The following is a 25,014-nucleotide window of genomic DNA, read 5'->3' on the forward strand; positions in this document are numbered from 1 at the left end:
AACTTAGGGCAATATATAGTATTTATTTTAACGGATACCTAATCTGAATGTTATGTACGGATTGTAATCCTTCGTAAAGTGCATGATTATGATCAGCCCCCACAATACATAGAATTCGTGCATTTGTATTGTCTTTGATGGCATTTTTGATCCGTTGCAGCATGATTTCATGCCTGCATTCCCATCTCACCGCATGCGATCTCGAATCCAGTTGAGCGATCCACTGATACTTACGCTTCGTAACATCATCAAACGCATTATGGTTAAACGGGATTCTCCCTTCACTTGATACTGCGAGCTGTTCCTGCCACCAATTCTCCAATTCATGTTCTAACTCTTCTTTTTGAGCGTCTGTATAATTCCGCAATGGATCAAAATCGTTCCAGACATCTAGTTCAACCCAATCGATGGGAACAAATTTGTAGTTTTGCTCTTCGCACAGTGGAAATATAAGATCATAATATTCGCTTGGAGGTTCTCCCCAGTACCCTCTTTCTATTGGATTTATTGTGAATTTCTCAAAACTAGAGGGGAGTACCTCGCCACATATGACGTCTGGTTTAAAATCTAAAATCAACTCTTTCAGGATATCCAGTGTTAAATGATGCTGAGTTCGCAATGCATTATCGTGTACAACGCCTAAGATCCCTACAACAGCCACACATACATCCCCTTCAAACCTTAGTATTTATGCCTTTTTTTCGTTTTACAGTAACAACATCCATACTTTGTATATCGTATCACATATATTATGTTATCTCTCAAATTAGGAGGTGAAGCAACAATATTTTCGAGATTACAAGTACACACAGATTAGAAGTTTGACCAACTCTAGTTCTGTGCCGATTCAAGTTTATGAACAAGTCTCAACTGCTCCGCTAGTTCAGGCTATGGACTGTAGAGATTGGGACAAACTTTTATGCCATTGTATTTGTAATTCTCGTCGGATTAAAGCAAGAAAATAGGATGATAGATTGGAGGAATCATCATGGTACGTACGTTAGATGCCCGTACTTCGCTTGGATCAAACGGTGTTGCTCCACTTAACATTAATCTACCTGCCAATACACCTACGCTCGTTGGTATCCTCGGACTTAACATCATCAATCCAGGACTATTAATCCGCACACAGTTTAATGGGACCTATCGCATCTCTGTGGCTAACTTGTCCTCGATCCCTTCTGCTGTTCGATTCGAAATCTATAGAGGCTCCACGAATACAGGAACACCGATCTACGTTGTGCAAAATCCGGTATTTCCTTCGGTAGGGAGCATTATAGCCAGTTTTGAAGGTTCGGATTACAATGTGCCTCCTCCTCCTTCAGGACAATTAATCTATTCGTGTTATGTGACATTTGTTCCGGCATCGCCTTCAGAAGTAGCTACGCGTGTAGGGCCGGAATGTTTCAATGCAGTCACATACAGTGATGACTAAATCCCGACTCTGATGAATTAGAAAGGAGGATGACTATGGTCAGAACGTTAGACGCACGGACATCTCAAGGTTCTAATGGGCTGTACAGCCTAACTCCCAGTTTCACGAATGGTGTTCCGATCTTATTTGCTCAGGTTGCATTACAAGTTAATAATCCTGGTTCATTCGTGCGGACACTTTTCGCTGGAATAGTCGAACTTACTGCCAATGTGCTGCCTGTGAATGGGAATTTGGTTATCGAAGTATACCGAGGATTGGGTGCTTCGACACAATTGGTTTATCGTGCAGGCACTATAGTAGTAGCGGATCAATTTTTCAGCCCATGTGTATTCAGTTTTACCGGCTCTGAGTATAATGTGCCAACTGTGGGTAGTAGTCAGATCATCTATTCCGTATATGCTACGTTCAGCTATAATCCTTTGTATAATGCGAACGGTATACGATTAGGTCCTGAAAGCTTTAATGCAACGCTTTACTCCGATGATTAAAAGGTTCGCATCGACTTAAAAATTCCGTTTGAGTTAAACACAAAAACAGCCAGACACCTGACTTTACCTTCATTGTTAGTGGTATTTAACAAATGGGGTTCAGTCATAGGTTGATCGGCTGTTTTTGTTGTTATCATGTTCTCTTGGTAACCGTTTAAGTTAACGATTCCCATAACATTAATTTTTTGCTTAGCTAAATAATAATCACTTCACTCTTTGGGAGATAGGATGATCTTGATTCATTTCTAGCAGATCCCATAGATTACCGTATAAATCTTTAAATACTGCAACTATCCCATAAGGTTGTTCTTTCGGTTCTCTAACAAACTCTATTCCTCTAGATACCATTTCATTATAATCTCTCCAAAAATCATCTGTATTTAGAAATAAAAATACTCGGCCGCCAGTTTGGTTGCCAACAAACTGCTCTTGCACCGGTGTTGATGCTCTAGCTAGTAATATCGTAGTCCCTATAGAACCAGGAGGCGAAATCACGACCCATCGTTTATCTTGCTCAGGTTGATACGTATCTTCAATTAATGTGAAATTCAACTTCTGAGTATAAAATACTATCGCTTCATCGTAGTCATTAACCACCAAAGCGATATGTACTATAGACTGAATCATAGCGTAATCTCCTCCGTTGGGTACAAAGCATCTAACAACTGTATAATTCACTTCATTCTTTCAACTATTCATCGTTAGCTACGAAGTTCATTTCCTTAACAATATATCATTAATTGAATATCGTTTACTACTCATCAATCTAAGTGTATGCTAAGATCACTTCCGATGCTTATCTTTTTGAGGAATAACAAGGTTCGGAGTATTATCGCTACTTCAGGAGGCGAATATGAAAAGAAAAGGAAGATTGAAGAAAATGGTACTCTACATATTAACTTCTATACTCTTAATCATCGTTGGAGCTCTATTATTTATGCTACTTTACCCGAGCTTTGGTGGTAATCCATCCAAAGAACAAAAGGAAACCTATAACCAGCTTGAAAATTATACAAACGGAAAGTTTGTGAACGAAGTAACAAGCAAGTCTGACTTCGATTCCTGGAAAACCTTGTTCGAAGGTACAACAGATGGCGCGGCGGGGAAAGAGAAAAAGCCTTCCAGCCCACAACCCGTTGCAGAGATTGATTGGAATAAGGTTAACAACGATGAAGACAGCATCACTTGGTTGGGGCATTCCACATACCTGCTAAGTATGGATAACCGCAAAATGTTGATAGACCCTATGTTGGAGTCGGTCGCGTCCCCTGTTTCATTTGTAGGTTCGAAGCGATATCCTTATAGTACAGACATTTACAGCACCATTGTTTCTAAAATGCCCACCATCGATGCGGTATTAATCACACATGATCACTACGACCATTTAGATTACACAACGGTTGTTGAACTGAAAGACAAGGTGTCACGCTTCATTGTTCCTCTTGGAGTTAGTGGTCATCTTGTACGTTGGGGAGTCCCTGCAAGTCAGATAACGGAATTAAACTGGTGGGACGAAATGGATTTCGAAGGAATTACCCTTGCTTTAGGGCCAGCCAGACATTTTTCTGGTAGAAGCTTGTTCAATATGAACAGTACGTTATGGGGAAGCTGGGTTATCTCAGGTACGGAGAATCGCTTGTTTATTAGTGGTGACGGAGGATATGGAGCACATTTCGAGGAGATTGGCCGCAAGTACGGACCTTTCGACTTAGCTATTATTGAGGGAGGACAGTATGACAAGAAATGGTCTGATATTCATATGATTCCCGAACAATCTATTCAAGCTAGCCTGGACGTTAACACGACCAAAATGATGCTTAGTCATTGGGGTGCATTCACGCTAGCCAGTCATGACTGGCGAGATCCGATTCAACGAGCTATTAAGGCGGCAAAAGAAAAAGACGTCGATATTGTCGTTCCTCAAATAGGCGAAACCCTCTCGATCTCAGCACTTAAACCTGCGTTACCTTCCTGGTGGGATGGAAACTCGGAAATAGAAGGTTAAAAATTCATCAATATCATTATTCTTATAGCTTACACCCCATTGATTAGAACATTTCTATACCAATGGGGTGTTTACACTTGATGATCGTGTAAATTTACTTCATTCAGTTCATACCTGGTGCATTGTCTGAAATCATTTGCTCAGATCTTTTCTTCTTACGTGGCTGCCCTCTCCATGACAGGTATGTCCATATCCTTAGCATGTGTTCTGCAGGGCCGCTACGAAACCTCTTGAGATAAAGTGGACTGATCCACAATTGTAACCCATAGACTGTAAGTGCAATAAGCAATCCCACAGACACGCCAGCACGACCGAAGAGTCCTAGGCCATATCCATAAAATATTATCGTGCAGATGACACTTTGCATCAGGTAATTCGTTAGTGACAGCCGACCCACGGCTTCGAACCTACTCAGCCGATTGGCACGGCTGCTCCTGGTATGCAACAGTGCAAAAGCATAAATGTAGCCCAGAGCTAACAGCGTGCCCCCAATGGCTTCCCCGATCCCGATCGCGAACCATTCATCTCCCCCACGAAGATGTTGTACGATTACACTGTAGGCTTTGAGGACCACACCAACGGGTATGAGCAACTTAGCACGACGAACGTAAACTTGTCGCATGGCTCGTGGATCGTCAAATGTACCAACTCTTGCGGCGTGCATACCTAGAAGAAACATCGGGATGGTCATCAGTGGAGTAAATACCAGCAGTAGGAGGATCAACGCTGGATTCACTTCACCGCCTAACGGATCAGCATGATTATTGAAATCCTTAATCTCTGCATAACTTCCACTTCCAAAAACTTCCTTGCTCTGTAAGATATACGTTTCCATCTGGGGGGTTGGGTTGGCCAGCGGGTTCATGGGATTCGAAGCTGGCAGACCACATAAACCAGCTACAACCAGTAGTATAATCGCCCAGATTAGTAATGTCTTCGGCTTTCGATTCAGAAACATGAGTAAGAAGAACCCAAGTATACCGTAAAACGCAAGGATGTCTCCTTCCCAGACATAATTCATATGTAACAATCCGATAACGAACAAGAGCAAAAAGCGGCGAAACAGATGACACTTCGGTCGTAAATTACGGGATTGTAGGCTTTCTGTCAGTTTAATCATACCGAAGCCAAACATAAATGCAAAGATTGGCATGAAGCTTCCCACCACGACAATCTTTAACAAGGAGTAGACAGCTCGATCTACGCCTTCAACACCGAACAAATGAAGTTCATTCTGACCATATACCCCGTATTGGAACGCCAGCATATTCGCCATCAGTATGCCAGCCAGACTAAAACCACGTAGTCCATCAATAAGGCTGATGCGCGTTAGAGAGGTATTCAATTGGTTACCACCTACCTTTTTCTATAATAGTAAAAAATATTAGGACATCTATCTTATCTAACCTGCCTTCTCCCATTCCATACTTGAAAAGCACAAAAGAAAAGGATGCTCCATAGCGTGATGCTTGGACACATCCTATTTATACGTTGAAAGACATTTCCTCTTTTCACTTTTTTGGAAAATAATTATTTACTCCCCTAAAAAGATAACTTCTGTCTCCAATTGCACATTAAATTTAGCGTAAACGGTCTCTTTGATCAGGTCGATTAATTCTTGATAATCCTGCGCAGTAGCGTGATCCGCATTAATAATAAAACCCGCATGCTTTAAGGAAATCTCTGCGCCTCCAATACGAGTGCCCTGCAAATTACAGTCTTGAATGAGCTTACCCACAAAATGACCCTCTGGACGTTTAAACACGCTACCACAAGAAGGGTATTCAAGAGGTTGTTTGGCCTCTCTTAGCATGGTCAGTTCCTTCATTTTGGCAGCAATGGCCTCTTTATCACCCTTCTGGAGTCTAAAGGTCACTTCCAGAATAATATATTCATTATCCTTAAAGATACTGTTACGATAACTGAGCTTCATATCTTCGCGAGACATCGTCATCCGTTGTCCATCACGAGTAATGACATCTGCACTTTCCACCACATCATCCACCTGGCCACCATAAGCACCTGCATTCATATAAATGGCGCCCCCTGTACTTCCAGGGATTCCACATGCAAACTCAAGACCGGTGAAGCCATGATCCAACGCAGCTCGTGAGACATCGATAATATTGGCACCACTTTGCGCAATAATGGTGTCCTCGTGCACTTTAATTTGATCAAATTGACTTAAAGACATGGTTACGCCTCGTATGCCCTTATCTTTTATGATTACATTCGACCCTTTTCCAATAATCGTGAGGGGGATCTGATGTGATTTGGCAATTTGTACAACGTTTACGATTTCTTCTGTCGTTGTTGGATGGATCAGTGTATCCGCATAACCACCTACTTTTACATAAGTGTGGTCTTTCAAAGGTTCGTTTGATCTTAGCTTTTCTCTAGGTATTACATTTTCAAAAATGTCCATTTAACGTTCTCCCTACTACTGACTGGTTTTTAGATAAGACTTTAAGCATGCTGTGTACATGTATAGCAACAACTGTATTCCCTCATATTTCAGTATGAAATTTTATCAATAAATATACCGCGCGCATTACAATTCATCTGAAGAAGTTTATGATCGGATCCACAGTTGCTGTAGCTCCAGCTACCAAAATAACACGATACGTGTAATTAGGCTATAATCTTAACCATCGTTTACATTCTGAAGTCGCTTATCCATTATACAAAAATGCTTATAGTATATAAAATGAAAATCTGAATATTACTCAAAAGTTGAATATATGTTAACTGATACAGGCAAGAGCTTGGTGCCAATTCTAATAGAATTGCAAAAATTGGGGGACGAATTACTTACAAAACTCAGACATAGATCAAGCGTAATTTCTTAATTAATCGTTATCTAATGATAAAAGAGAAGGAAACCAGAATATGGTTACCTCCTCTTTCTGATCTACATATGTTATGCTGTGCTCTTACCTTCCCTGACTCGGATAATTTGCATTTCAGCTAATCAAATCCGAAGACGTTCTTCTAACATTTCAATATCGCCTCGATCACCGTACTTACATATTCGCAGGTACTCCCCGTATACACGAGACCTTCCAATCTCTGTTTCTGCCCAATTTTGCCTATTGATCTCGATATTCTCGTACACTGTGTCAAAAAGCGCGGGCATATAGGTGATGTCAGGATGAAGATGTTTTCTCAATGTGCGATATTGTCGTCCCAATCTCCCTCAAGTATACCTCTGATCCCCATATAACGGGAGACTTAACCTTATACCAATACTTAGAGTAAAGAAATCAGAGTTCCGCCAATTGCGCCTGTCAACACGATTAGCCATGGTGGTAAATTCCAATAAACTAACATGCTGAATAATATAGCCGCAAACGCAAAATCAAGCGGGTTCAGAATCGTACTTGTCCAGATAGGCTGATATAATGCAGCAATTAAGATGCCGACTACTGCTGCGTTTACGCCCATAAAAGCTGCTTTGGCTTTTGGATTACGACGCACTACATCCCAGAAAGGAAGGGTTCCTACGATTAATAAAAATGCAGGTAGAAAAATCGCAAAGGTTGCTAATACACCCCCACCCCATCCATACATCACTGCACCTAGATAAGAGGCAAAGGTAAATAGCGGCCCGGGAACGGCTTGAGTTGCCCCATACCCTGCGAGAAATGCCTCTTCGCTGAGCCAGCCAGTGGCTACAAATTCATGTTCAAGTAAGGGTAGGACAACGTGCCCTCCACCAAATACGAGAGAGCCAGAACGGTAGAAGCTGTCAAACATCGCAATCCATTGCATGGAAGTCATTTCTCTTAGAATAGGAAGGAGAATTAATAAGTCTATAAATGACACTAAACAGACCACGGCAACACTTCGTTTAACCGGAAATTGAACACGATTATCTGACTCCACTTCATGTTGAATATGATCCCGGTATAATAGGAAACCCATGATAGCCGCGCCAACAATAATTACGACTTGAGAATATGCGGTTTGCCACAATAATGTAATGACCATAGCGAGTAAGGCAATGGCTTTTCTTCTTAGATCCGGAGTTAGTTTCTGAGCCATTCCTATAATCGCGTGTGCAACGACAGCGACGGCAACAATTTTCAATCCATGAATCCAACCGGCACCGCTCACATCCACACCTTGGAGGATCAAGGCAAATAGAATTAACACAAAGACAGAGGGTAAGGTGAAACCAAGAAATGAAACCATGCCTCCCAACACGCCAGCTCGCATAACTCCCATCCCAATTCCCACTTGGCTACTGGCAGGCCCGGGCAAGAATTGGCACAAAGCAACGAGGTCAGCATAACTCTTTTCGTCCATCCATCTTCGTTTTCGGACATATTCTTCATGAAAATAACCTAAGTGAGCAACAGGCCCACCAAATGACGTAAAACCTAACTTCGTCGATACCCACAAAATTTCAAATAATGCTGTAAATAATCCTCGCTCGTTCATGGTTGGTCCACGCACTCTTTCTATACTTATTTCATGTCTATATGGGATGCTAACATATACCGATCAGCGCTCTCAACACATCTTCAAAAAAATTACAATCCGATAACATTTCTTATACAAGGAAATGGATTTCAAGAAGAAACATATAAAAAAACAGCCATTCCGATGTTGGAACGGCTGTACTGTGTATTCCGCTTAAGCTCCTCTTACTAGAACAACTTATACCAGTATAACGTGGTCTCAATATTAGGCGTATATGTCTGCTTAAGTGTGTCAACTCCACCGAGTATGAATCCTTGTTTCACATAAAATCGGCATGCTCCAAGATTATCGTCTTGTGCTTCCAAGGACATACCTATCAGATTTCTTTCTTTTGCCCACGCTTCTGCTTGATTTAAGAGTAATTTCCCCACTCCACTGCCTCTATAATCTTTTTTAGTCGCAATGTTTTCAATATAACAGAAGCGATTCCAATCCTTAATAACTCTAATTTGTCCTATGCAAGTATTATTCATATAAGCTAAAAACAAAGCTTTATCGTCTTGGTTTATATATTGGCTCCAATCAAGCTTCTCATCTGGAAAACGTGTTTCTCTGACTTCGTCAAAAAGAACTTCAGTATAAGACCATTTTCCTGATTGGAAGCTGGGGACAACTCTACCATTTAACTCAAAATAATCATTTGTCGTATGGATATCCTCTATTAACTCATTATTTAATGGTAAAATAATGATGTTATTCTCACGACTCAATATTACACACTCCTTTGTATAATGTTTACTGAATAAGCCTCCTTTGTATAATACTATAAAAGCTTAATTACTCCTTGTTATAATTAACATTATCCTTTATACAAGAAGCCTTTTTAATGTTTAATTCCGATTAAAAGAACGACTTGGTTGACTGTTTATTTCTCAAATTAGTTAATAACAACAAAAAATGACTCACTTCGCTGACTAGGCGGAGTGAGCCATGGGATGTAACATGCAAACCGTCTTAACTTGCCTTAGCAAGTTTCGTGGCACGAATCGATGCCGTAGCATAAACGATGAGTGCAATCCAGATGAATCCGAAGCCAACAAGTAGAACCGGTGATACGGATTCTTTGAACACAAATACGCTGAGTACCAGCATGATCGTTGGGCCAATGTATTGCACGAATCCAAGTGTAGATAGTGACAACCGTGCAGCTGCCCGGGCAAAGAACAACAACGGCAACGCCGTTACGATTCCAGAAAGAAGTAATTCAAGGAACATCGGTGTCGGCAGCGTCCAAACCGTCGTCTTCCCAACAATCCCCAAGTAAATCCAGTAACCAAGTGCAATGGGTAGAACGACCGCTGTCTCTGACAGCAGGCCTACCGAAGCATCCTGCTTAATTTTCTTCTTCGCAAGGCCGTATAAGCCAAAGGATACAGCTAAGGAGATCGCAACCCATGGGAAGCGCCCATAGTCGATTGCAATGATGAGCACTGCTATCCCAGCAATAACAATGGCGAGCCATTGACCCCGATTCGGCTTCTCACGAAGGAATAACACCGCTAACAGCACGTTCAATAGCGGGTTCAAGTAGTAACCCAGGCTTGTCTCCACCACATGCCCGTTGTTAACTGCCCAGATGAAGATCAGCCAGTTGGCAGCGATCAACAGTCCGCTGGCGGTGAGTGCTAACAGTTGCGAACGATTAGCCATAATCCGTTTCATCTCGCCCCAGCGGCGCTGAATCGCGACAAGAATACCCATGAAGACAAATGACCAGACTACCCGATGCGACAGAATCTCACCTGCCGGTACATGATTAAACAACTTCCAATAGAGCGGGAGAACCCCCCACATGATATACGCAATAATAGCGTTAACCAACCCGTTGTTCATAATGAATGAATTCCTCTTTTCTCTCTATGATGTCTGAACGGATTATACGCCTCATTCCATATGTAAGTAAAGACAATAATCTAACACCAGAAAAGACCCTCTGGTTCAACTGCGTTACATATTGCACTGTACAACTAGTCGATTAGGAGGGCAATGTCTGTACAAACGATTGGGTTAAGCCAATGCCAGTTGCAAAACTTCCGAGGGGATATTTATCAATGTATGGCGACAAAATGCCCGGCAAATGTGTATGTAGAGAGATGGTTAGAGGTAGTGTATCGAGTTTACGGAGCAGTCTGTGTTTTTAACTTCTATTAAATATGTGCGGATTAAAGAATCAACCCTTCACTTATCCTTGATTCATTTATCCGGACAATTACATATCCATTTTCTAAATCGATTTATCGTCGTTCAGTGTTCATATAATATAATGCTCAACGCTTAATGCGTCTGAGCGGAGTTCTGATCTTTCTTAGCCACGAGTAAAAAATAAGTAACGACCGCGACAATACTCGTTCCTAACAAAGTAAGTCCGAGCGGAACAGCCGTGTCCTCTCCCGCAATACCAACGATTGGAGCAACCAAAGCTCCCAATACAAAGGGTACGACACCTAGAAGCGCTGCTGCACTACCAGCCATTTTGGATTGGCTTTCCATAGCGAGTGGGAATGCTGCCGTTGACGTAATACCGATTGAACATACGAAGAAGAACAATGGGATAACCAGAGCAAACAGTGGCCCTTGAGTCATCGTTACCGCAACAACGACAACACTTGATATGAGCGCAAGCCACAGTCCAGATAATAGAAGCGTCTGCTCAGGAATACGGTGCGACATGCGTCCCACAATCTGCGAGCCAATAATTAAGCTAATTCCATTCGATGCAAACAATATGGAGAATACCGTTGGGCTTACGCCGTAAATATTCTGGTAAATAAACGGTGTACCTGCCACATAAGCGAATACCCCAGCAGTCATAATACCCTGTGCCAGCATATAACCAACAAACTTGCGATCACGCAGCATTGTACCATAACCACGAAGTTGAAGTTTAAAATTAGGCGCGACGCGCTTTTCAGGAGGATTCGTTTCTTTGAGACGCCATTGCGTCATAATGTACAAGAAAACACCTAGGATCGCGAGGGAAATAAACACCCCCGGCCACGATGTAAACGTGAGTACCCCACTACCTGCAATTGGAGCTGCCAAAGGACCGAGATTTCCTACAAGCAACAGTAGAGAGAAAAATTTAGTTAGTTCATGGCCACTATACAAGTCCCGAGCAATAGCGCGAGAAATAACTATTCCTGCGGAAGCTGCAAATCCTTGTGTAAAACGCAACAAAATTAACATGCCAATGCTAGGAGAATACGCACACGCTAACGAGCAGATAATATAAGCAGCCATTGAGATCAATAAAGGTTTACGTCTACCATGAGCATCACTTATTGGCCCTACAACGAGCTGTCCTACACCTAACCCCAACAAACAAGCCGTAAGACTGAACTGAACTAGCGATGCATTCGTATTGAACATGGCCGCAATTTCAGGAAATGCGGGTAAATACATATCGATTGTAAATGGTCCTAACGTTGAAAATACGCCCAATAATAGAGCTAGACCAATCACATTCCATTGCTTTCTTTTTGTCATGATTCCTTAAGTCTCCACTTCATCTATATTTTTAAATAAATTGATACACATCGTTATATTGTAAAGTTGAACCTATGAAAATTACAATCATTAATTTTAAATGTAAAGAACGAACGAGCCGCAAGTGAAGATATGCGAGCCGTCCGTTCCTATTTGTTGCCTATTCAACTGGGTTCAATATGTTCCATATTCACTAGGGAGTGTCTGAAAACTCCGAAGGACGCAGATTTTGCCGAATTTTCGTTCAAAGCCAGGAAGTTTTCCGCAGGCGTGCCGGGGCACGTCAAGGGAAAGTGACGCAGCAGGGGGCGAAAAGGGGGGAAAAGATGCACTTCAGCGAGTTTTCAGACACGACCTAGATTCATTGTCCCGTTAATGCTCCGGTAAACTCTCTTACTTTTGCAGCGATCTCTTTGGCATGGGTTCGATATAGATAATGATCTGCCTCCAGCAAAACCATCTCTGCATGAACAGAATTCGCTAGCTGCTTCTCGTGTTCGGGTACCCACTCAGGCGTTACCGGATGCTTGGCTTGAACAAAGAGCTGCACAGGTAGATTGGGTGGAAAAGATATTTGCGCTGCTGATTGGAAATTCGAATACATACTCACAGCTTCATTTAATTGTGTCGTGTTATACATATTTTTTTGTCTTAATATTTGCAATTGTTCTTTCGTTTCTTCATCATAAGGCAGATCTTCATACGGGTCATCGCTCAGCATCAATTGGATGCGAGGAAAGCCCAAATTACGGAACCATTTAATCTGCTGAGTCACGGATGAATCAATTTTCTGTTCGCTCAGTGTTGGAACACTGCTATCCAGGCCGATGTACGCACTTACTTCGTCAGGATATTGGTTCACATAATCCAGACTGTATAGCCCTGAAATAGAGTGAGCCATTAGAACATAACGATTAATCTGAAGGCTTTGTAAAGCTTGATGAATTTCACTTACGATCTGATCCGTAGAGCGTTCCTTATCCGTCTGATCGCTCAGTCCATAGCCAAAGGGCTCTAACACGACAACTTTATAATAAGGTGTTAATTCTGATAACAGTGGTTCAAAATCAAGTCCAGGTGCCGCATTGCCGTAACCAGGCAGAATGACTACAGTCTCCTCACCTTCTCCTTGAATGAGTATATTCATCTGTTTACCGTCCACAGAGACTTGTTGTCCATAGGGTTCAATCCTCTTCTGTTCTGCATGACTAGCGATTTGATTATACGTATACACGCCAGCGATAAACAGTAATATGGCTACAAGGATCGCGGCGAATATTTTAAGTAAAATATGTAACACTCTCTTCGTTTTATTGTGCTTTCTTCCTTCCTTCACTACGGATGTTTTCAAACATATCAACTCCTCTATATCTGTGCAACTTATCTTGGATTCCTCTAAATTAGTTTACCGAACAAAAACGCTACAATTGAATCTCTTTCATATACGCCTTGAACTCCGCAGCGATCTCTTGGAATTTCGTATGATGCAGGTAATGGGAACCTTCCATTGGAATCATTTTGCCCTGTGCAGATTGTTTCACCTGCTCCTCATGTAGCGGAATCCACTGTGGATTGTGCTCGTTATTGGATTGCACGAAAAGTAGCACGGGCAGATGACTTGGATAGGCGAGTTTTTCGCTATTTTTGAAATTAGAACCTAGATGCTTGAGCTCGTCGATCATCGTATCATTACTCGAGACTTGATTGGAGATCAGATTCATCTGCTCCTTAGTATGTTCATCAAATGCAAGCGACTTATAGGAATCTCCGCTTACTTTTTTGATTAATCTCATTAGCCCTGATGATTGAAGGAACTGCATCGATTTCAGCGGCAATTTGACATCCATGCCAGGTTGATTAGGTACACTGCTATCAATACCAATAAAAGCAAGAACCTCATCCGGGTAATTGTTCACATAAGTAACACCGTATAGTCCTGTAATCGAATGCCCCATCAACACATAACGGTCAATACCAAGTTGTTGCACTGCCTCATGAATTTCACTGACGATATTCGCTGTCGTCCGCTCCTTCTCGGTTTCATCACTCAATCCATAACCTAAGGGCTCAATCGCCACCACTTCGTAACTCGGTGTTAATTCATCAATCAACAATTTGAAATCCAGCACAGGTGATGGAGTTCCTTGACCGGGCAAGAGTACAATTGTTTGTTCACCGCTGCCTTGAATAGAAACATTCATTTTCTTCCCGTCAACTTCAACATATTGACCATAGGATTCGATTTTATTTTTCTCCATACTGGTACTGATCACATTTACGATAAAAGTAATGCCTAAGAAGAGTACAAACGCTCCGACGATTCCTCCAATGATTTTCAACCATAATTTCCGTTTCTTACGCCCCTTCGTTCCAACTTTACTCTCTACTGTTTCTGCCACGTTCATCTGCTCCTGTCCTTATATCTGTCATGCCGCCATGGCAACATTATGTAAACAATGGATTCAAAAGTGTATTTTGAACCGACACGCCAAGTATAAGAAAACAAGATGTCCCCTTCATGACGGGAATATGAACTGAATATGAACAAACGAATAATGGATGAGTATAAAAAAGGAGAACTGCTGTTATAAGCAATTCTCCTATGCATTACATGTTTTTATATTGAGATATGATCATCATACTTCTTGATCTAGGATCATCCTTCGTTATTCTAGAACCGTCAGTCTTAGTGATCGAGGAACACGAGCTGGATAAAGAACAATACTGCGAAAATGTAGAATATCGGGTGTACGTCTTTACCTTTGCCACGAAGCAGCTTGAGCACTGGATAGAAGATAAAACCTATACCAATACCTGTCGCAATACTATGCGTTAGCGGGGTCAATATGATAATCAGGAAGGCAGGAAAAGCTTCTTCTAGATCCTTCCAATCAATTTTACTGATGACATTAATCATAAAGTACCCAACAATAATGAGCGCTGGCGATGTAATCGCCGGAATGCCAGAGATAACACTTACGATTGGTGCAAAGAACAATGTTACGGCAAGCAATACACTCACTGTAATTGCAGTCAGTCCTGTTCTTCCTCCTGCTGCTACTCCTGTGCTGGACTCGATGTATGCAGATGTTGGACTTGTTCCGAGCAATGAACCCGTTGTTGTACCAACTGCATCTGCCAATAACGCTCCACGCGAACGTGGGAATTTGCCATCCTTGAGCAGACCTGCTTGTTCAGCAACACCAAGCATCGTACCTGTTGTGTCAAACAAGGTGATCAATAGGAATGTGAATATAATTGTATACAAGCCATTCGAGAAGACCCCAGCCAGATCCAGTTGAAATGCTGTCGTCCCTAGCCCTTGCGGCATAGATACAATCGATTCTGGCATTTGAAATAGTCCCAGGATCCAAGCAAGTATCGCGGTAACCACCATACCGATAAATAGATATCCTTTTACATTGTAAGCCATCAGGACTACCGTGATAATCAATCCGATAATCGTCAGGTACGTCATTGGCTCCGCTAGATTTCCGATGGTAATCAGATTGGATTCTGAATCGGTAATGATACCTGAATTTTGCAAACCTACTGTTGTAATAAACAAACCAATCCCTGCTGTGATTGCATGTTTTAAGCTCGCCGGAATGGCATCTAACAACATGTAACGGAACGAAGTGATCGACAAAATGATGAACAAAATCCCTGCAATGAATACCGCTCCAAGTGCAACTTGCCAAGAAACGCCATATCCAGAAACGACACTGTAGGCAAAGAATGCATTAAGACCCATTCCTGGTGCCAAGACAATCGGGTAGTTAGACCAAATACCCATAATCAGAGTCGCAACAATACTTGCCAGAATAGTCGCAATGAACACACCATTAAAATCCATGCCCGTGCTGCTGAGAATTCCGGGGTTTACAATCACTATGTATACCATCGTGAAGAATGTGGTAATCCCTGCAATAATTTCTGTTGAAAATGTCGTGCCTCTTTCTTTTAATTTGAACCAGTTGTCCATGGTAAAGCCAGCCTCCAACCTTCATAGTATTAACCTAAGCCACACATCAAAAAATCCTAATCTTCGTATAGGATTGTAAACTATTCGCTCCTATATTCGTCATTAGGATTTAACAGCTAAGCTTTTCACCAAAATAATCAAACTCATCTCTGTGTTAACCTGATGTCCATTTCGAATATTAATAAATTTAACAGGCATTGTCAATGAATTATTCGATTTGTTCACAGTATTTACGAACTATTCAGTATATTTTTTAATATATTATTCGCTTTTTGGAGTCTAATTAATATCTGCAAGAAATTCTGTAATGCGATCCATATAGCCCTGAACGGTGATGTTTCTTGGTGCAAACAAACTGATCAATAGCGCTCGGATCGTCGAATCCGCCGTAGCAGTAGACATCATGGAGTGCTCGGTATCTGGCAACAGCTTCACGTGTAATAGTTCCGGTGGCGAAACCTGTTCCCTGTAAACCTGCTCTGTTTCTCTCACATCAACGTTAATGTCATGGTCACCAAGCATAAGCAGAATCGGGGAGTCAAAATGAGCGATATCTTCTGTTGCATCTGCGGTATAATTCTTACTGACAAATATCCAGCGATCTCTAGACATCGCATCTTTTGGATTAGTCATATTCATATAATCTTCGTAAGACCCGCCTGACTTCAACAAGTCTTTGACTCGGTTATCTTCATCTACCTGTTGCTCAATCTCATTCCGACTTTTGCCTTCTTTCTGCATTTGACTTCGTGTATTATATTCTCCCTGTGTGAGCCAGTTGATCGCAGGAGAGACAAGGATGCTGAACGCAAGAGGCTCTTTTTCTGCTAATTTGGGAATAACCCACCCCGCCTGACTTGCTCCCCACACACCCATTTGTTTCGAATCAATCATCGGCTGTTGTCTAGCCCAGGCCAGTGCTTGCTGTGCTTCCTCCACTCGGTCATCTATACTTTGATCTAACCAATTACCTTCCGAACCACCAATACCTCTCTTGTCCAACGACAGTGAAGCATATCCTAATGTAGCAAGGCGTTCCCAAAGCGGTTTGTACCCATCATCGTGGGTCGCATTAATCGGTCCATCGCCATGAATGAACAGTACTAAGCCAAGCTTATCATTGTATTGCTGGGGTAAGGTAAGAACCCCGGTTAATTTTCCTTGAGGTGTGTTAATCTCGACATTCTGCTGGATCATGGCAAAATTATTCTGCTCTATAACATAAGCTGTCGCTCCTCCAATCATAAGCAGGAAGATCAATAGCGCAATTCCCCATTTCTTTTTCAACATCCCTTTACATTCCTTTCTTCTGATTACGATACTTCTCGTATCATATAATTCCATTCCTGTTGACCGAGCAACCAGCCCATCAATGTGCTGCGCTGAGTCTCTAGTGTGCGGAAGCCGAGCCTTTCATACCAATGCTTAGCTCGAATATTGTTACTAGAGACGTGTAGGCTCATGTACTTGATTCCTGGCTTGGATGCGGCTTCGCGCATAACCCATTCAAGCATCATTCTACCCACGCCTGCTCCTCGTAAGTTTTCGTGCACTGCTACATCAGCAATATACATTTCTCCTTTCGCGGGACGATAACTCAGACACGCTATTCGTACAGCAAACTGTGTGTCCTTTCCCCTTGTACCAAAATGGAATTTATCCCGAAATCCCTCTAGCAGCAGCTCGCTAACTGCCATATACTGATCTTCATTCATGCGTTCAATGCAGATATCGGAAAACTTGCTCATCGGTTCTCCTCTTCTCATCTAGGATCTCCCTCACAATCAACACGTGCAAGTAACTCGTAATGTATACTCTCTTGGGTGAACAGTGACAAATATGACTTCTCCACCAGAATACGTGCCCCAGTTAAATGGAGAGACCTCTGATCCGCAAAGCTCTGTAATGTATTGTAGTGTTCTTGCAATTCTTCCTCATTATCAACGGAGAATTGGTAAGTCAGATACTCTCCTGCTGGCAATAATACGTCTCCTTCTACGTCTTGTGTTTCAGTACACAACTGTAGTCGTTGATCTCCTTCGAATATGTAATGAATGTCTGATTCGAACAAATCCACTAACGCATTGCCTTGTTGAGCCAACAACCGGGCATCCAATTTGGTGTCAACATGCGTTTCAAACCAAGAATTCAGCACAAACTGATCGCGTTTAATCAGCTCAAATGAAGTTTGTTTTTGTGTAAATCGTTCATTCTCATCTAAAACTTTCCCAATCAATCCACTGAGCTCGCTTAAGCGATTGATCTCAGCTTCGAGGTTAGATACAGATTGCGTTAACATCCGCTTCATATCATCCGGTGTACCTTCCTTACTCCAATCCCGGATCGCTTGTACCGATAACCCTGCCTTGCGCAACAGCAAAATATGAGCTAGCCGATACATCTCATTAATGCCATACATACGATATTGATTTTCATCAATATAAGCCGGAAATAATACACCTTTTTCTTCAAAATACCTGATCTGATGAACAGACACATTCATTAGCTTGGCGAATTCGCCTATCGTAATTTCCTTCTTCAATGTCGCCCCTCCACTCTCTTCTTTCACAAATCAAACATACACCCTAAGTCTGACCTAAGGTCAAGGACTGAAATGCAAAAACAAACCAAAAAACACCTTTAAGGAGCTTTCCCCCATCATTAGACAGGAAAATTCGCTTCAAGGTGTCTTTCTTCATATTCATTTTTAGAGGTGATATCTTAGTTAAAGCGCTGGATTAAAATGTGAGTTCATCGTCAGCTCGTAGCAAATTTGGAATTTGTACAATAAAATGCACCATGTCGTCTTCAAATTCAGGATATACAACTCCATTATATTTCGCGGCTATTTTCTGTACCGTTGTAAGACCAATGCCTTCGTGTAACGGCTTCGTTGAATATCCTGGATTGAAAATGTGTTTATAGCTACTTATTTCTTTGCTCGACCTATTCGTTACTTTGATAACGCTTTTACCACTTCTTTTTAAAATCATAATTTGTATCCATCGATCCTTAGTAGGATGCTGCTCTACTTCATCAATTGCATTTTGCACGAGATTACCAATCATCTTATTGATATCACTTACCGTGCACGGGATGTGTGATAAATTATAGTAAACAAAAATTTCAAGTTTAATTCCTTTATGTGCCGCCACTTCTCTAAATGTACTCAATAAGGCACCCACTGCTGGATGATATAAAGGTAGCACTTCATTCAGATCACTAACCTCATCCACCATCGTCTGGACATAATCTGTACATTCAGCATAACGTTTACCCTCAAGCATACCGAAAATTGCCTGTAGATGAAAATTAAAATCATGGCGCTGCGAACGAATTACCTGCATGAAGTTGAACATCTCTTCCTGATTTTGTTTGTCCATGATACTTTCTATTTTATCGTTAATATACAAAAAGAATATCTTAATAAAGTATATAAACAGAATGAAAATAACAAATGTGAACGAAAACACCATCCACTGTTGAACCATAGGATATAAACGCAGATGATATAAACAGTATAGAATCCATATAAACATTATAGACAACGTAAATATGGCTGGAAATAAGCTATAAGCGACTTTTCTTGCTAAACTGCCTTCGGATATCAAGTGAATGTCTGCTCTATTGGAGAAAATTGACACCTTTCTGCTGTATATCGCCAAGCCTAATACGGCATACAATATTAAACCGATCAAGCTCGTATATACGTTATATTCACTTACCCCAGACTTCATAAAGTAACTTGAAATCACTTCTCTCAAGAGTACATGAATTAGATATACAATGGAAGAAAGCAAGACCACAATAGAGGAGAATGAATACGATAGTTTAAAACACTTTTTGAACAAATAAACGAGAACTGCGAGAAGTCCTAATGTCCATAAAGAATATTCCTTGGGAAAAAATAGCTCTGAGCAGATCACAAGTAGGCTGATTGCTACAGAGCTGATTGTTAGTGGTTTGAGGCATTCCTTAGGATTGGTGCCGATTAGAGATAATGCAAATAAAAGTGAGACGAATATGACAACAGGATAAGCAGTAATACTCCAGATAGTTGAAAACGTGATGTTCAAGTCATTTCACCGCCAACACTTGCATAATTTCGATTCGTTTCATCGTGGTGCATCAATGTTTACCAAATTTTAATTCCATTCTTGATTAATACCTGCTTGAGCTCATGGTGTTTATCCCTACTCAAAGGGATAATCTCGTCTACATCTTTTAACTGAACCGTATACGAACGTTTAAATTCGTCGGCGTGTATGCTTTTTATTTTATCAATCGGAATTAGAAAGGATTGATGGGTGCGAAAGAAATTATAATCACTGAAGATTGCCTCCAGCTTCTGCAATGAATCCGTTAATTTGAATTTCTCGCCTGTCTTGCAGAAGATGAAGACTTTACGTTCGATTTTTTCTAAATACAAGATATCATTCACATTAATAATCTCTAGTCCACCCTCGGTATGAATGCCAATCTGGGTTCCCTTTTTGGATTGATCCTTGTAAGCCAGGTCTCTAACTCTGGTCAAAGCCTGTTCTAAGCGTAATAGATTGACTGGCTTCACAAGAAAGTCGATCGGCTGATATTCGTATCCATTTAACGCCAAGTCAACGTGACCGGTTATAAAAATAATCATTACATCCGGATATGCCACTTGAATATGACTAGCAAGCTTAAATCCATGAATGTCTTCCATTTCAATGTCTAAGAGAACTAAGTCGATCTTATTTCCTTGCAAAAACTTGATAACATCTGCACCATTTGAAGCTTCTCCTACAATAGTAACAAAACTAAATACCTCTAAAGATGATTTTAAAATATCCAGACTTATCTGCTCATCATCCACAATCAGGATATTTAATTGTCGGTTCATAAAATCATCTCCAATTCGTGCCTAGTTCATCGAAAAAGTAGCTCTAGCTTTAATTATAACCGAATTGCAAATCAAAATATTTACGATACAGAGAATTTTCTTTATGATATAGCTCCTCATGTATACCGATGTCTTGAATCTGACCACCAGCTATAACAATAATGTTGTCGGCGTTTTTGACCGTTTGAATATTATGGGCTACAACAATCGTTGTTCTTCCCTTCATCAGATTATTCAAAGCTTTCTGCACTTCCACCTCATTATGGGCATCCAAATTACTTGTTGCTTCATCAAGGAGTAAGTAATCTGGATCTTTGATCACGGTTCTTGCAATCGCAACTCTCTGACGTTCACCACCTGATAATTTTGATCCGTACTCACCTACATCCGTATCATAACCATCTGGTAATTTCATTATAAAATCGTGGGCATTCGCTAGTTTCGCTGCTCTAATCACTTCCTCTTCCTTGGCTTCACGATGTAGACCATAAACAATGTTATCCCTAATCGATCCCGCAAGGAGGGGGCTGCTTTGCGCAACGTATCCCATTGCGTTCCTCCACTCGTCCATATTAATATCATCAACCGGGGTGTTACCAAACATAATCCGGCCAGAGTTGGGTTCATAGAAACGCTCTAACATATTCAGAATTGTCGTTTTTCCTGATCCACTTGGCCCAATAATAGCCGTCACCTCTCCTTTAGGAATGTTAAAATTCAGATTGGAGAGAACCTCTTGTTGACCATAGCGAAAGGAGACTCCTTCGAAGCGGATATCTTCGTCAGGCAAGGCAAATGATTTTTTTCTTGCGAGCTCTTCATTCTCCACTTCTAAAATCTCACTTACTTTAGCAGTAGCACCCTGTGCCTCTTTGGAAAATCTGAAGAACATCACAAATTGTGTAGCATACAAGGAGATCGATTGTGAATACATAAACATCGTAATAAGACTTGCCATATCCAGTTGCCCTCTATTTACAAGGACGCCACCATAGATCAATATTATAGCCTGACAATACGACTGAATGGAATACATCGCAGGCTCAGAGATTAAGCTAACTTTAGCTTTATAGATCTGTGCTTTATAATGTTCCATTGCTACTTCGTATCCTTGCTGCAACTCTAACTCTTCTGTACCCGAGGATTTAACTTGGCGAATATTGGTTAATCTCTCTGTAACAAAGTTAGTGAAGTTAGCATATCGTTCCTGCATTTTATGCTGTGCTTTGAAATAAAATCGACCGATTGTAAAAGCAATTAGGATTACCCAAGGAATCACGACAGACAATGCAAGAACCATGGCAGAACTCATGTCAAAAATCGTCTTAAGAATCAGAAACAACCCGTATACAATATTAACAAGTGTAAATAAGAAAGTAATCGTATAACTAATCTGAGACGTATCACTTGTGACACGGCTAGTTAGTGAGGTTGGATTGAGCTTGTTAAAAAATGAAATCGGCATTTTAATAAATTTAGTCCATACTAGATTTTGAATCTTGCGATCTGTTGTGAGTTCGATCCATGATGCAAATATGCTTGTGGGAACATTGATAATGGTTAAAAGTAGGGATACTCCAATATAGGTTGTAACGATTTGCCGATCAAATATTTCCCCGCCCATAATGTTTCCAGCTAATTGAGGTAACTTAACAGATACTGTTGTTAAAGCAAAACTGAATAGAAGATTGAGTATATACCATTTCCACGGTAGCTTGGATTTAATGATTAGTTTGAAAAATGGACCCCATTTTTGCTTTTCGACTTCGTTGATTTGCATACTATTACCTCCTTTCGTTCACGTAAGTTTTATGCATCAAACTGTAATTCGACTAATTTCTTGTACAGTTTATTGTTTTCTAGTAACTCTTCATGACTGCCTATACCATTAATCTCCCCATCTTCTAAGACAAGGATCTGGTCTGCGTCTTTAACCGTGGATAAACGATGTGCAATGATTACCGTTGTTCGTCCAACCGCTAGCTCCTTCAGAGATTGATCGACGATAAATTCGGATTCGGCATCCAGGCTTGAAGTTACTTCATCAAAAAGTAAAAAAGGAGGATTTTTTAAAATAACCCTTGCTATAGCAATTCTTCGTCTCTGACCTCCGGATAGCTTAGAGCCATTCTCTCCAACCGGAGTATCGAAGCCTTGCTCAGAGGATTGAATAAAATCTAGCGCACAGGCTGCTGAAGCTGCTTTTTCAATTTCCTGCATACTTACTGTTCTGTCCACACCGTACATAATGTTGTCGCGAATCGTTCCAGAAAATAACTGTGTATCTTGTGCTACATGACCAAAAGCTTTTCTCCACTCTTGCAGTTTGTAATTGTTAATGGCACTTCTACCAAACTGGATCTCACCAGAGTTAGGTTCATAGAACCGCATTAACAAATTGAAGATGGTTGACTTACCAGCACCACTTGGCCCTACAATCGCGGTAATCTTACCATGTGGGATGGTAAAGTTCATATTTTTAATAATTTCTTTTTCTGCATATCGGAAAGAAACATTTTTAAACGAAATATCTTCATTTTTCGGTTCGAAAGATAACGCTCGATTATATTCCTCCATTGGCTCCAGCGTAATTTCTGTAATACGTCTTACTGCTCCTTGGCCTCTTTTCACAAGAACCCAGTTTCCCATAAGAATAGATACCGACGTTAAAAGACCTTCTGCGTAAAGATAAAAAGCAATCCAAATATCAATGGTGATGATCTCTCGTGAGATTAAATAGATCCCTAAAAGGATAATAATGATGGTTTGCAAAACTCTCACGAGGTTATTAAACAATCCAAAAAGATGCCCGAAAATTTGAAATATAAAGTTAACTTTAAATAATTCTTTAATATAGCCTTTCCCTCTTTTTTCTTCCTTTCTCTCATTCACAAAAGACTTAACAAGTGGAATATTCACTAAAATCTCAGATATGAATCCTGTTAATTTGGCAAGCTTTGCTTGAATTTTAACATTGTACTTAAAGTTAATACGTCCATTTAAAATCCCGATTCCGATGGATACAAATAAAATGCCTACTTGTGCCGCAGCTAATCGCCAATCATAGCTAAATAGAATGAGGAATGCGCCTACGATTCCGTAAACTGAAGACAGTATATTGCCGATCCCGTAAGCTAATAGGTCGCTCAATTTTGTTGTATCATCAGTCGTACGGCTGATCATGTCTTTCGCATTGCTTTTATCAAAATACGGGATGGGTAGCACAATTAAAGCTTTCAAGATTAATTTACGAAAACTCAAGGTTACTTTGGCTGAGGCTACATTCGCCAGAAATTGTCGTACAGCTGTAAATATAGCTTGTCCTAGAACGACCAGGATACTGCCAACGATGATGGGTCTACTTATATCACCTGCAGTGATTTTTTGAGCATATTGGGGGAATAAGAGACTAAGTTGGGCGGATGCGAGACCTACAACGGTAGATAAGATAATCCAGAAATAAGGAAGCTTCGCTTGAATTAATAATTTGAAAAATGGCTTCCATATACCACGTTTACCACTTTCATCGGGTTGAACTGACCCAAGGGGATTGGGTGCCTGAACAGAGGTGGGGCTCTCCGTCATAAGTTGACCTCCTTCTAGAACTACGTTTAACTAACATCAAATGTACTTATTATTCAAATGGTAATACTCGGGTTAATTTTAAAAAAACTCATAGACTGATCTCGTTGTATGAATGTTCGTGTGATGACTTCTACATCAAATCAGGCTATGAGTGGCTTGTATTAATACATGTATTTACCTACGATTTCTTTCATTTCATTTAACGGTATAAAGCCAAGTTTTTTCTCTAATACTTCTCCATCCTTCATGAAGAATACAGTAGGTACGCTAGTAATACCCTGTTGCTCAATAATATTCTCCGTCTCATCGATCTTAAGCTTCACAATATTGATAAATGGAGCTTCAAAATCAAGCTCTTCCAATGTTCTTTCTAACGTTTTACAAGGAGCACAATTAGATCCATAAAAATCAACAATGACAAAGCCTTCTTTGGTTGCATTCTCAAATTCATTCTCTTTAATTTCAGTAATCGCCATGTCTCTTTCCTCCCTCAAACTTTTACAATCTCTTATCAATTTATTTTATTTTAATACTTTTCTTCCGTTTTTCAATCCATTATGTGCATTACGGCTATTATCGTGTTTATCACAACCAAATTCGGGATAATTGGGAACGGAAACGGTACAAAAACCTTACACAATCAGTCATTAATTCATTTATAATTAT

Annotated in this window: 22 protein-coding genes and 1 pseudogene; 4 read left to right on the plus strand and 19 right to left on the minus strand. The window is 40.7% G+C overall.

The genetic code is table 11. The features are described from left to right. Positions 1-22 precede the first annotated feature (22 nt). A complete protein-coding gene (locus J2T19_RS04015) occupies positions 23-661 on the minus strand; it encodes a hypothetical protein (RefSeq protein ID WP_307213414.1) in 639 nt (212 codons plus the stop codon). Between the two features lie 327 nt (positions 662-988). Here J2T19_RS04015 and J2T19_RS04020 point away from each other — a divergent pair, with 327 nt between their 5' ends. Both J2T19_RS04020 and J2T19_RS04025 read left to right on the plus strand, forming a co-directional pair. Next, the gene (locus J2T19_RS04020; RefSeq protein ID WP_307213416.1) at positions 989-1,435 is read left to right on the plus strand and encodes a hypothetical protein; all 447 of its coding nucleotides are present in this window, start codon (positions 989-991) and stop codon (positions 1,433-1,435) included. 35 nt (positions 1,436-1,470) lie between these two features. Further along, positions 1,471-1,923 carry a hypothetical protein gene (locus tag J2T19_RS04025; protein ID WP_307213418.1) on the plus strand — a complete coding sequence of 151 codons (453 nt, stop codon included), beginning with the start codon at positions 1,471-1,473 and terminating at the stop codon, positions 1,921-1,923. A gap of 204 nt (positions 1,924-2,127) precedes the next feature. On the opposite strand, the gene J2T19_RS04030 is transcribed toward J2T19_RS04025, so the two are convergent. Then, positions 2,128-2,550 (minus strand): VOC family protein, encoded by a 423-nt coding sequence (locus J2T19_RS04030; protein WP_307213420.1) that lies wholly within the window; start codon positions 2,548-2,550, stop codon positions 2,128-2,130. Between the two features lie 226 nt (positions 2,551-2,776). Here J2T19_RS04030 and J2T19_RS04035 point away from each other — a divergent pair, with 226 nt between their 5' ends. Further along, on the plus strand, positions 2,777-3,928 hold the full coding sequence (locus J2T19_RS04035; RefSeq protein WP_307213422.1) for an MBL fold metallo-hydrolase: 1,152 nt from the start codon (positions 2,777-2,779) through the stop codon (positions 3,926-3,928). 103 nt (positions 3,929-4,031) lie between these two features. Here J2T19_RS04035 and J2T19_RS04040 read toward each other — a convergent pair whose 3' ends face one another. Further along, the gene (locus J2T19_RS04040; RefSeq protein WP_307213424.1) at positions 4,032-5,273 is read right to left on the minus strand and encodes a DUF418 domain-containing protein; all 1,242 of its coding nucleotides are present in this window, start codon (positions 5,271-5,273) and stop codon (positions 4,032-4,034) included. 189 nt (positions 5,274-5,462) lie between these two features. Beyond that, positions 5,463-6,353 (minus strand): UDP-N-acetylmuramate dehydrogenase, encoded by an 891-nt coding sequence (gene murB, locus J2T19_RS04045; protein ID WP_307213426.1) that lies wholly within the window; start codon positions 6,351-6,353, stop codon positions 5,463-5,465. A gap of 313 nt (positions 6,354-6,666) precedes the next feature. Between murB and J2T19_RS28135 the strand changes: the two are divergent. Continuing rightward, positions 6,667-6,777 (plus strand): annotated as a pseudogene (locus J2T19_RS28135) (hypothetical protein); the annotation flags it as partial. A 400-nt stretch (positions 6,778-7,177) separates the two neighbouring features. Here the strand turns inward: J2T19_RS28135 and J2T19_RS04050 are convergent. The 15 genes from J2T19_RS04050 to J2T19_RS04120 form a co-directional block, all read right to left on the minus strand. Continuing rightward, positions 7,178-8,371, minus strand: coding sequence for a chromate transporter (locus J2T19_RS04050; protein ID WP_307213428.1), 1,194 nt, complete (start codon positions 8,369-8,371; stop codon positions 7,178-7,180). A 209-nt stretch (positions 8,372-8,580) separates the two neighbouring features. Then, positions 8,581-9,123: a GNAT family N-acetyltransferase gene (locus J2T19_RS04055; protein WP_307213430.1), complete on the minus strand. Its 543-nt coding sequence runs from the start codon at positions 9,121-9,123 to the stop codon at positions 8,581-8,583. A gap of 244 nt (positions 9,124-9,367) precedes the next feature. Beyond that, the gene (gene rarD, locus J2T19_RS04060; RefSeq protein WP_307213432.1) at positions 9,368-10,246 is read right to left on the minus strand and encodes an EamA family transporter RarD; all 879 of its coding nucleotides are present in this window, start codon (positions 10,244-10,246) and stop codon (positions 9,368-9,370) included. 441 nt (positions 10,247-10,687) lie between these two features. After that, positions 10,688-11,899, minus strand: coding sequence for a multidrug effflux MFS transporter (locus J2T19_RS04065; RefSeq protein ID WP_307213434.1), 1,212 nt, complete (start codon positions 11,897-11,899; stop codon positions 10,688-10,690). A 361-nt stretch (positions 11,900-12,260) separates the two neighbouring features. Then, positions 12,261-13,250 (minus strand): alpha/beta fold hydrolase, encoded by a 990-nt coding sequence (locus J2T19_RS04070; protein ID WP_307213436.1) that lies wholly within the window; start codon positions 13,248-13,250, stop codon positions 12,261-12,263. Positions 13,251-13,320: 70 nt separating this feature from the next. Further along, a complete protein-coding gene (locus tag J2T19_RS04075; protein WP_307213438.1) occupies positions 13,321-14,304 on the minus strand; it encodes an alpha/beta hydrolase in 984 nt (327 codons plus the stop codon). 281 nt (positions 14,305-14,585) lie between these two features. Then, positions 14,586-15,884 carry an NCS2 family permease gene (locus tag J2T19_RS04080; protein WP_307213440.1) on the minus strand — a complete coding sequence of 433 codons (1,299 nt, stop codon included), beginning with the start codon at positions 15,882-15,884 and terminating at the stop codon, positions 14,586-14,588. 279 nt (positions 15,885-16,163) lie between these two features. Beyond that, a complete protein-coding gene (locus tag J2T19_RS04085; RefSeq protein ID WP_370874809.1) occupies positions 16,164-17,171 on the minus strand; it encodes an alpha/beta hydrolase family protein in 1,008 nt (335 codons plus the stop codon). Between the two features lie 26 nt (positions 17,172-17,197). Continuing rightward, the gene (locus tag J2T19_RS04090; RefSeq protein WP_307213445.1) at positions 17,198-17,632 is read right to left on the minus strand and encodes a GNAT family N-acetyltransferase; all 435 of its coding nucleotides are present in this window, start codon (positions 17,630-17,632) and stop codon (positions 17,198-17,200) included. 14 nt (positions 17,633-17,646) lie between these two features. Beyond that, entirely contained in the window at positions 17,647-18,426 is a 780-nt protein-coding gene (locus tag J2T19_RS04095; RefSeq protein ID WP_307213447.1) for a MerR family transcriptional regulator, read from the minus strand. Positions 18,427-18,622: 196 nt separating this feature from the next. After that, on the minus strand, positions 18,623-19,267 hold the full coding sequence (locus tag J2T19_RS04100; RefSeq protein ID WP_307213450.1) for a sensor histidine kinase: 645 nt from the start codon (positions 19,265-19,267) through the stop codon (positions 18,623-18,625). A 752-nt stretch (positions 19,268-20,019) separates the two neighbouring features. Continuing rightward, on the minus strand, positions 20,020-20,763 hold the full coding sequence (locus tag J2T19_RS04105; RefSeq protein WP_239291672.1) for a LytR/AlgR family response regulator transcription factor: 744 nt from the start codon (positions 20,761-20,763) through the stop codon (positions 20,020-20,022). 49 nt (positions 20,764-20,812) lie between these two features. Beyond that, entirely contained in the window at positions 20,813-22,543 is a 1,731-nt protein-coding gene (locus J2T19_RS04110) for an ABC transporter ATP-binding protein (protein ID WP_307213452.1), read from the minus strand. Positions 22,544-22,572: 29 nt separating this feature from the next. Continuing rightward, positions 22,573-24,348, minus strand: a complete 1,776-nt coding sequence (locus J2T19_RS04115) for an ABC transporter ATP-binding protein (protein ID WP_307213453.1) — start codon at positions 24,346-24,348, stop codon at positions 22,573-22,575. Between the two features lie 161 nt (positions 24,349-24,509). Continuing rightward, on the minus strand, positions 24,510-24,824 hold the full coding sequence (locus J2T19_RS04120; RefSeq protein ID WP_239291669.1) for a thioredoxin family protein: 315 nt from the start codon (positions 24,822-24,824) through the stop codon (positions 24,510-24,512). Positions 24,825-25,014 lie beyond the last annotated feature (190 nt).

It is taken from the genome of Paenibacillus tundrae, from assembly GCF_030812775.1.
Classification (GTDB): domain Bacteria; phylum Bacillota; class Bacilli; order Paenibacillales; family Paenibacillaceae; genus Paenibacillus; species Paenibacillus tundrae_A.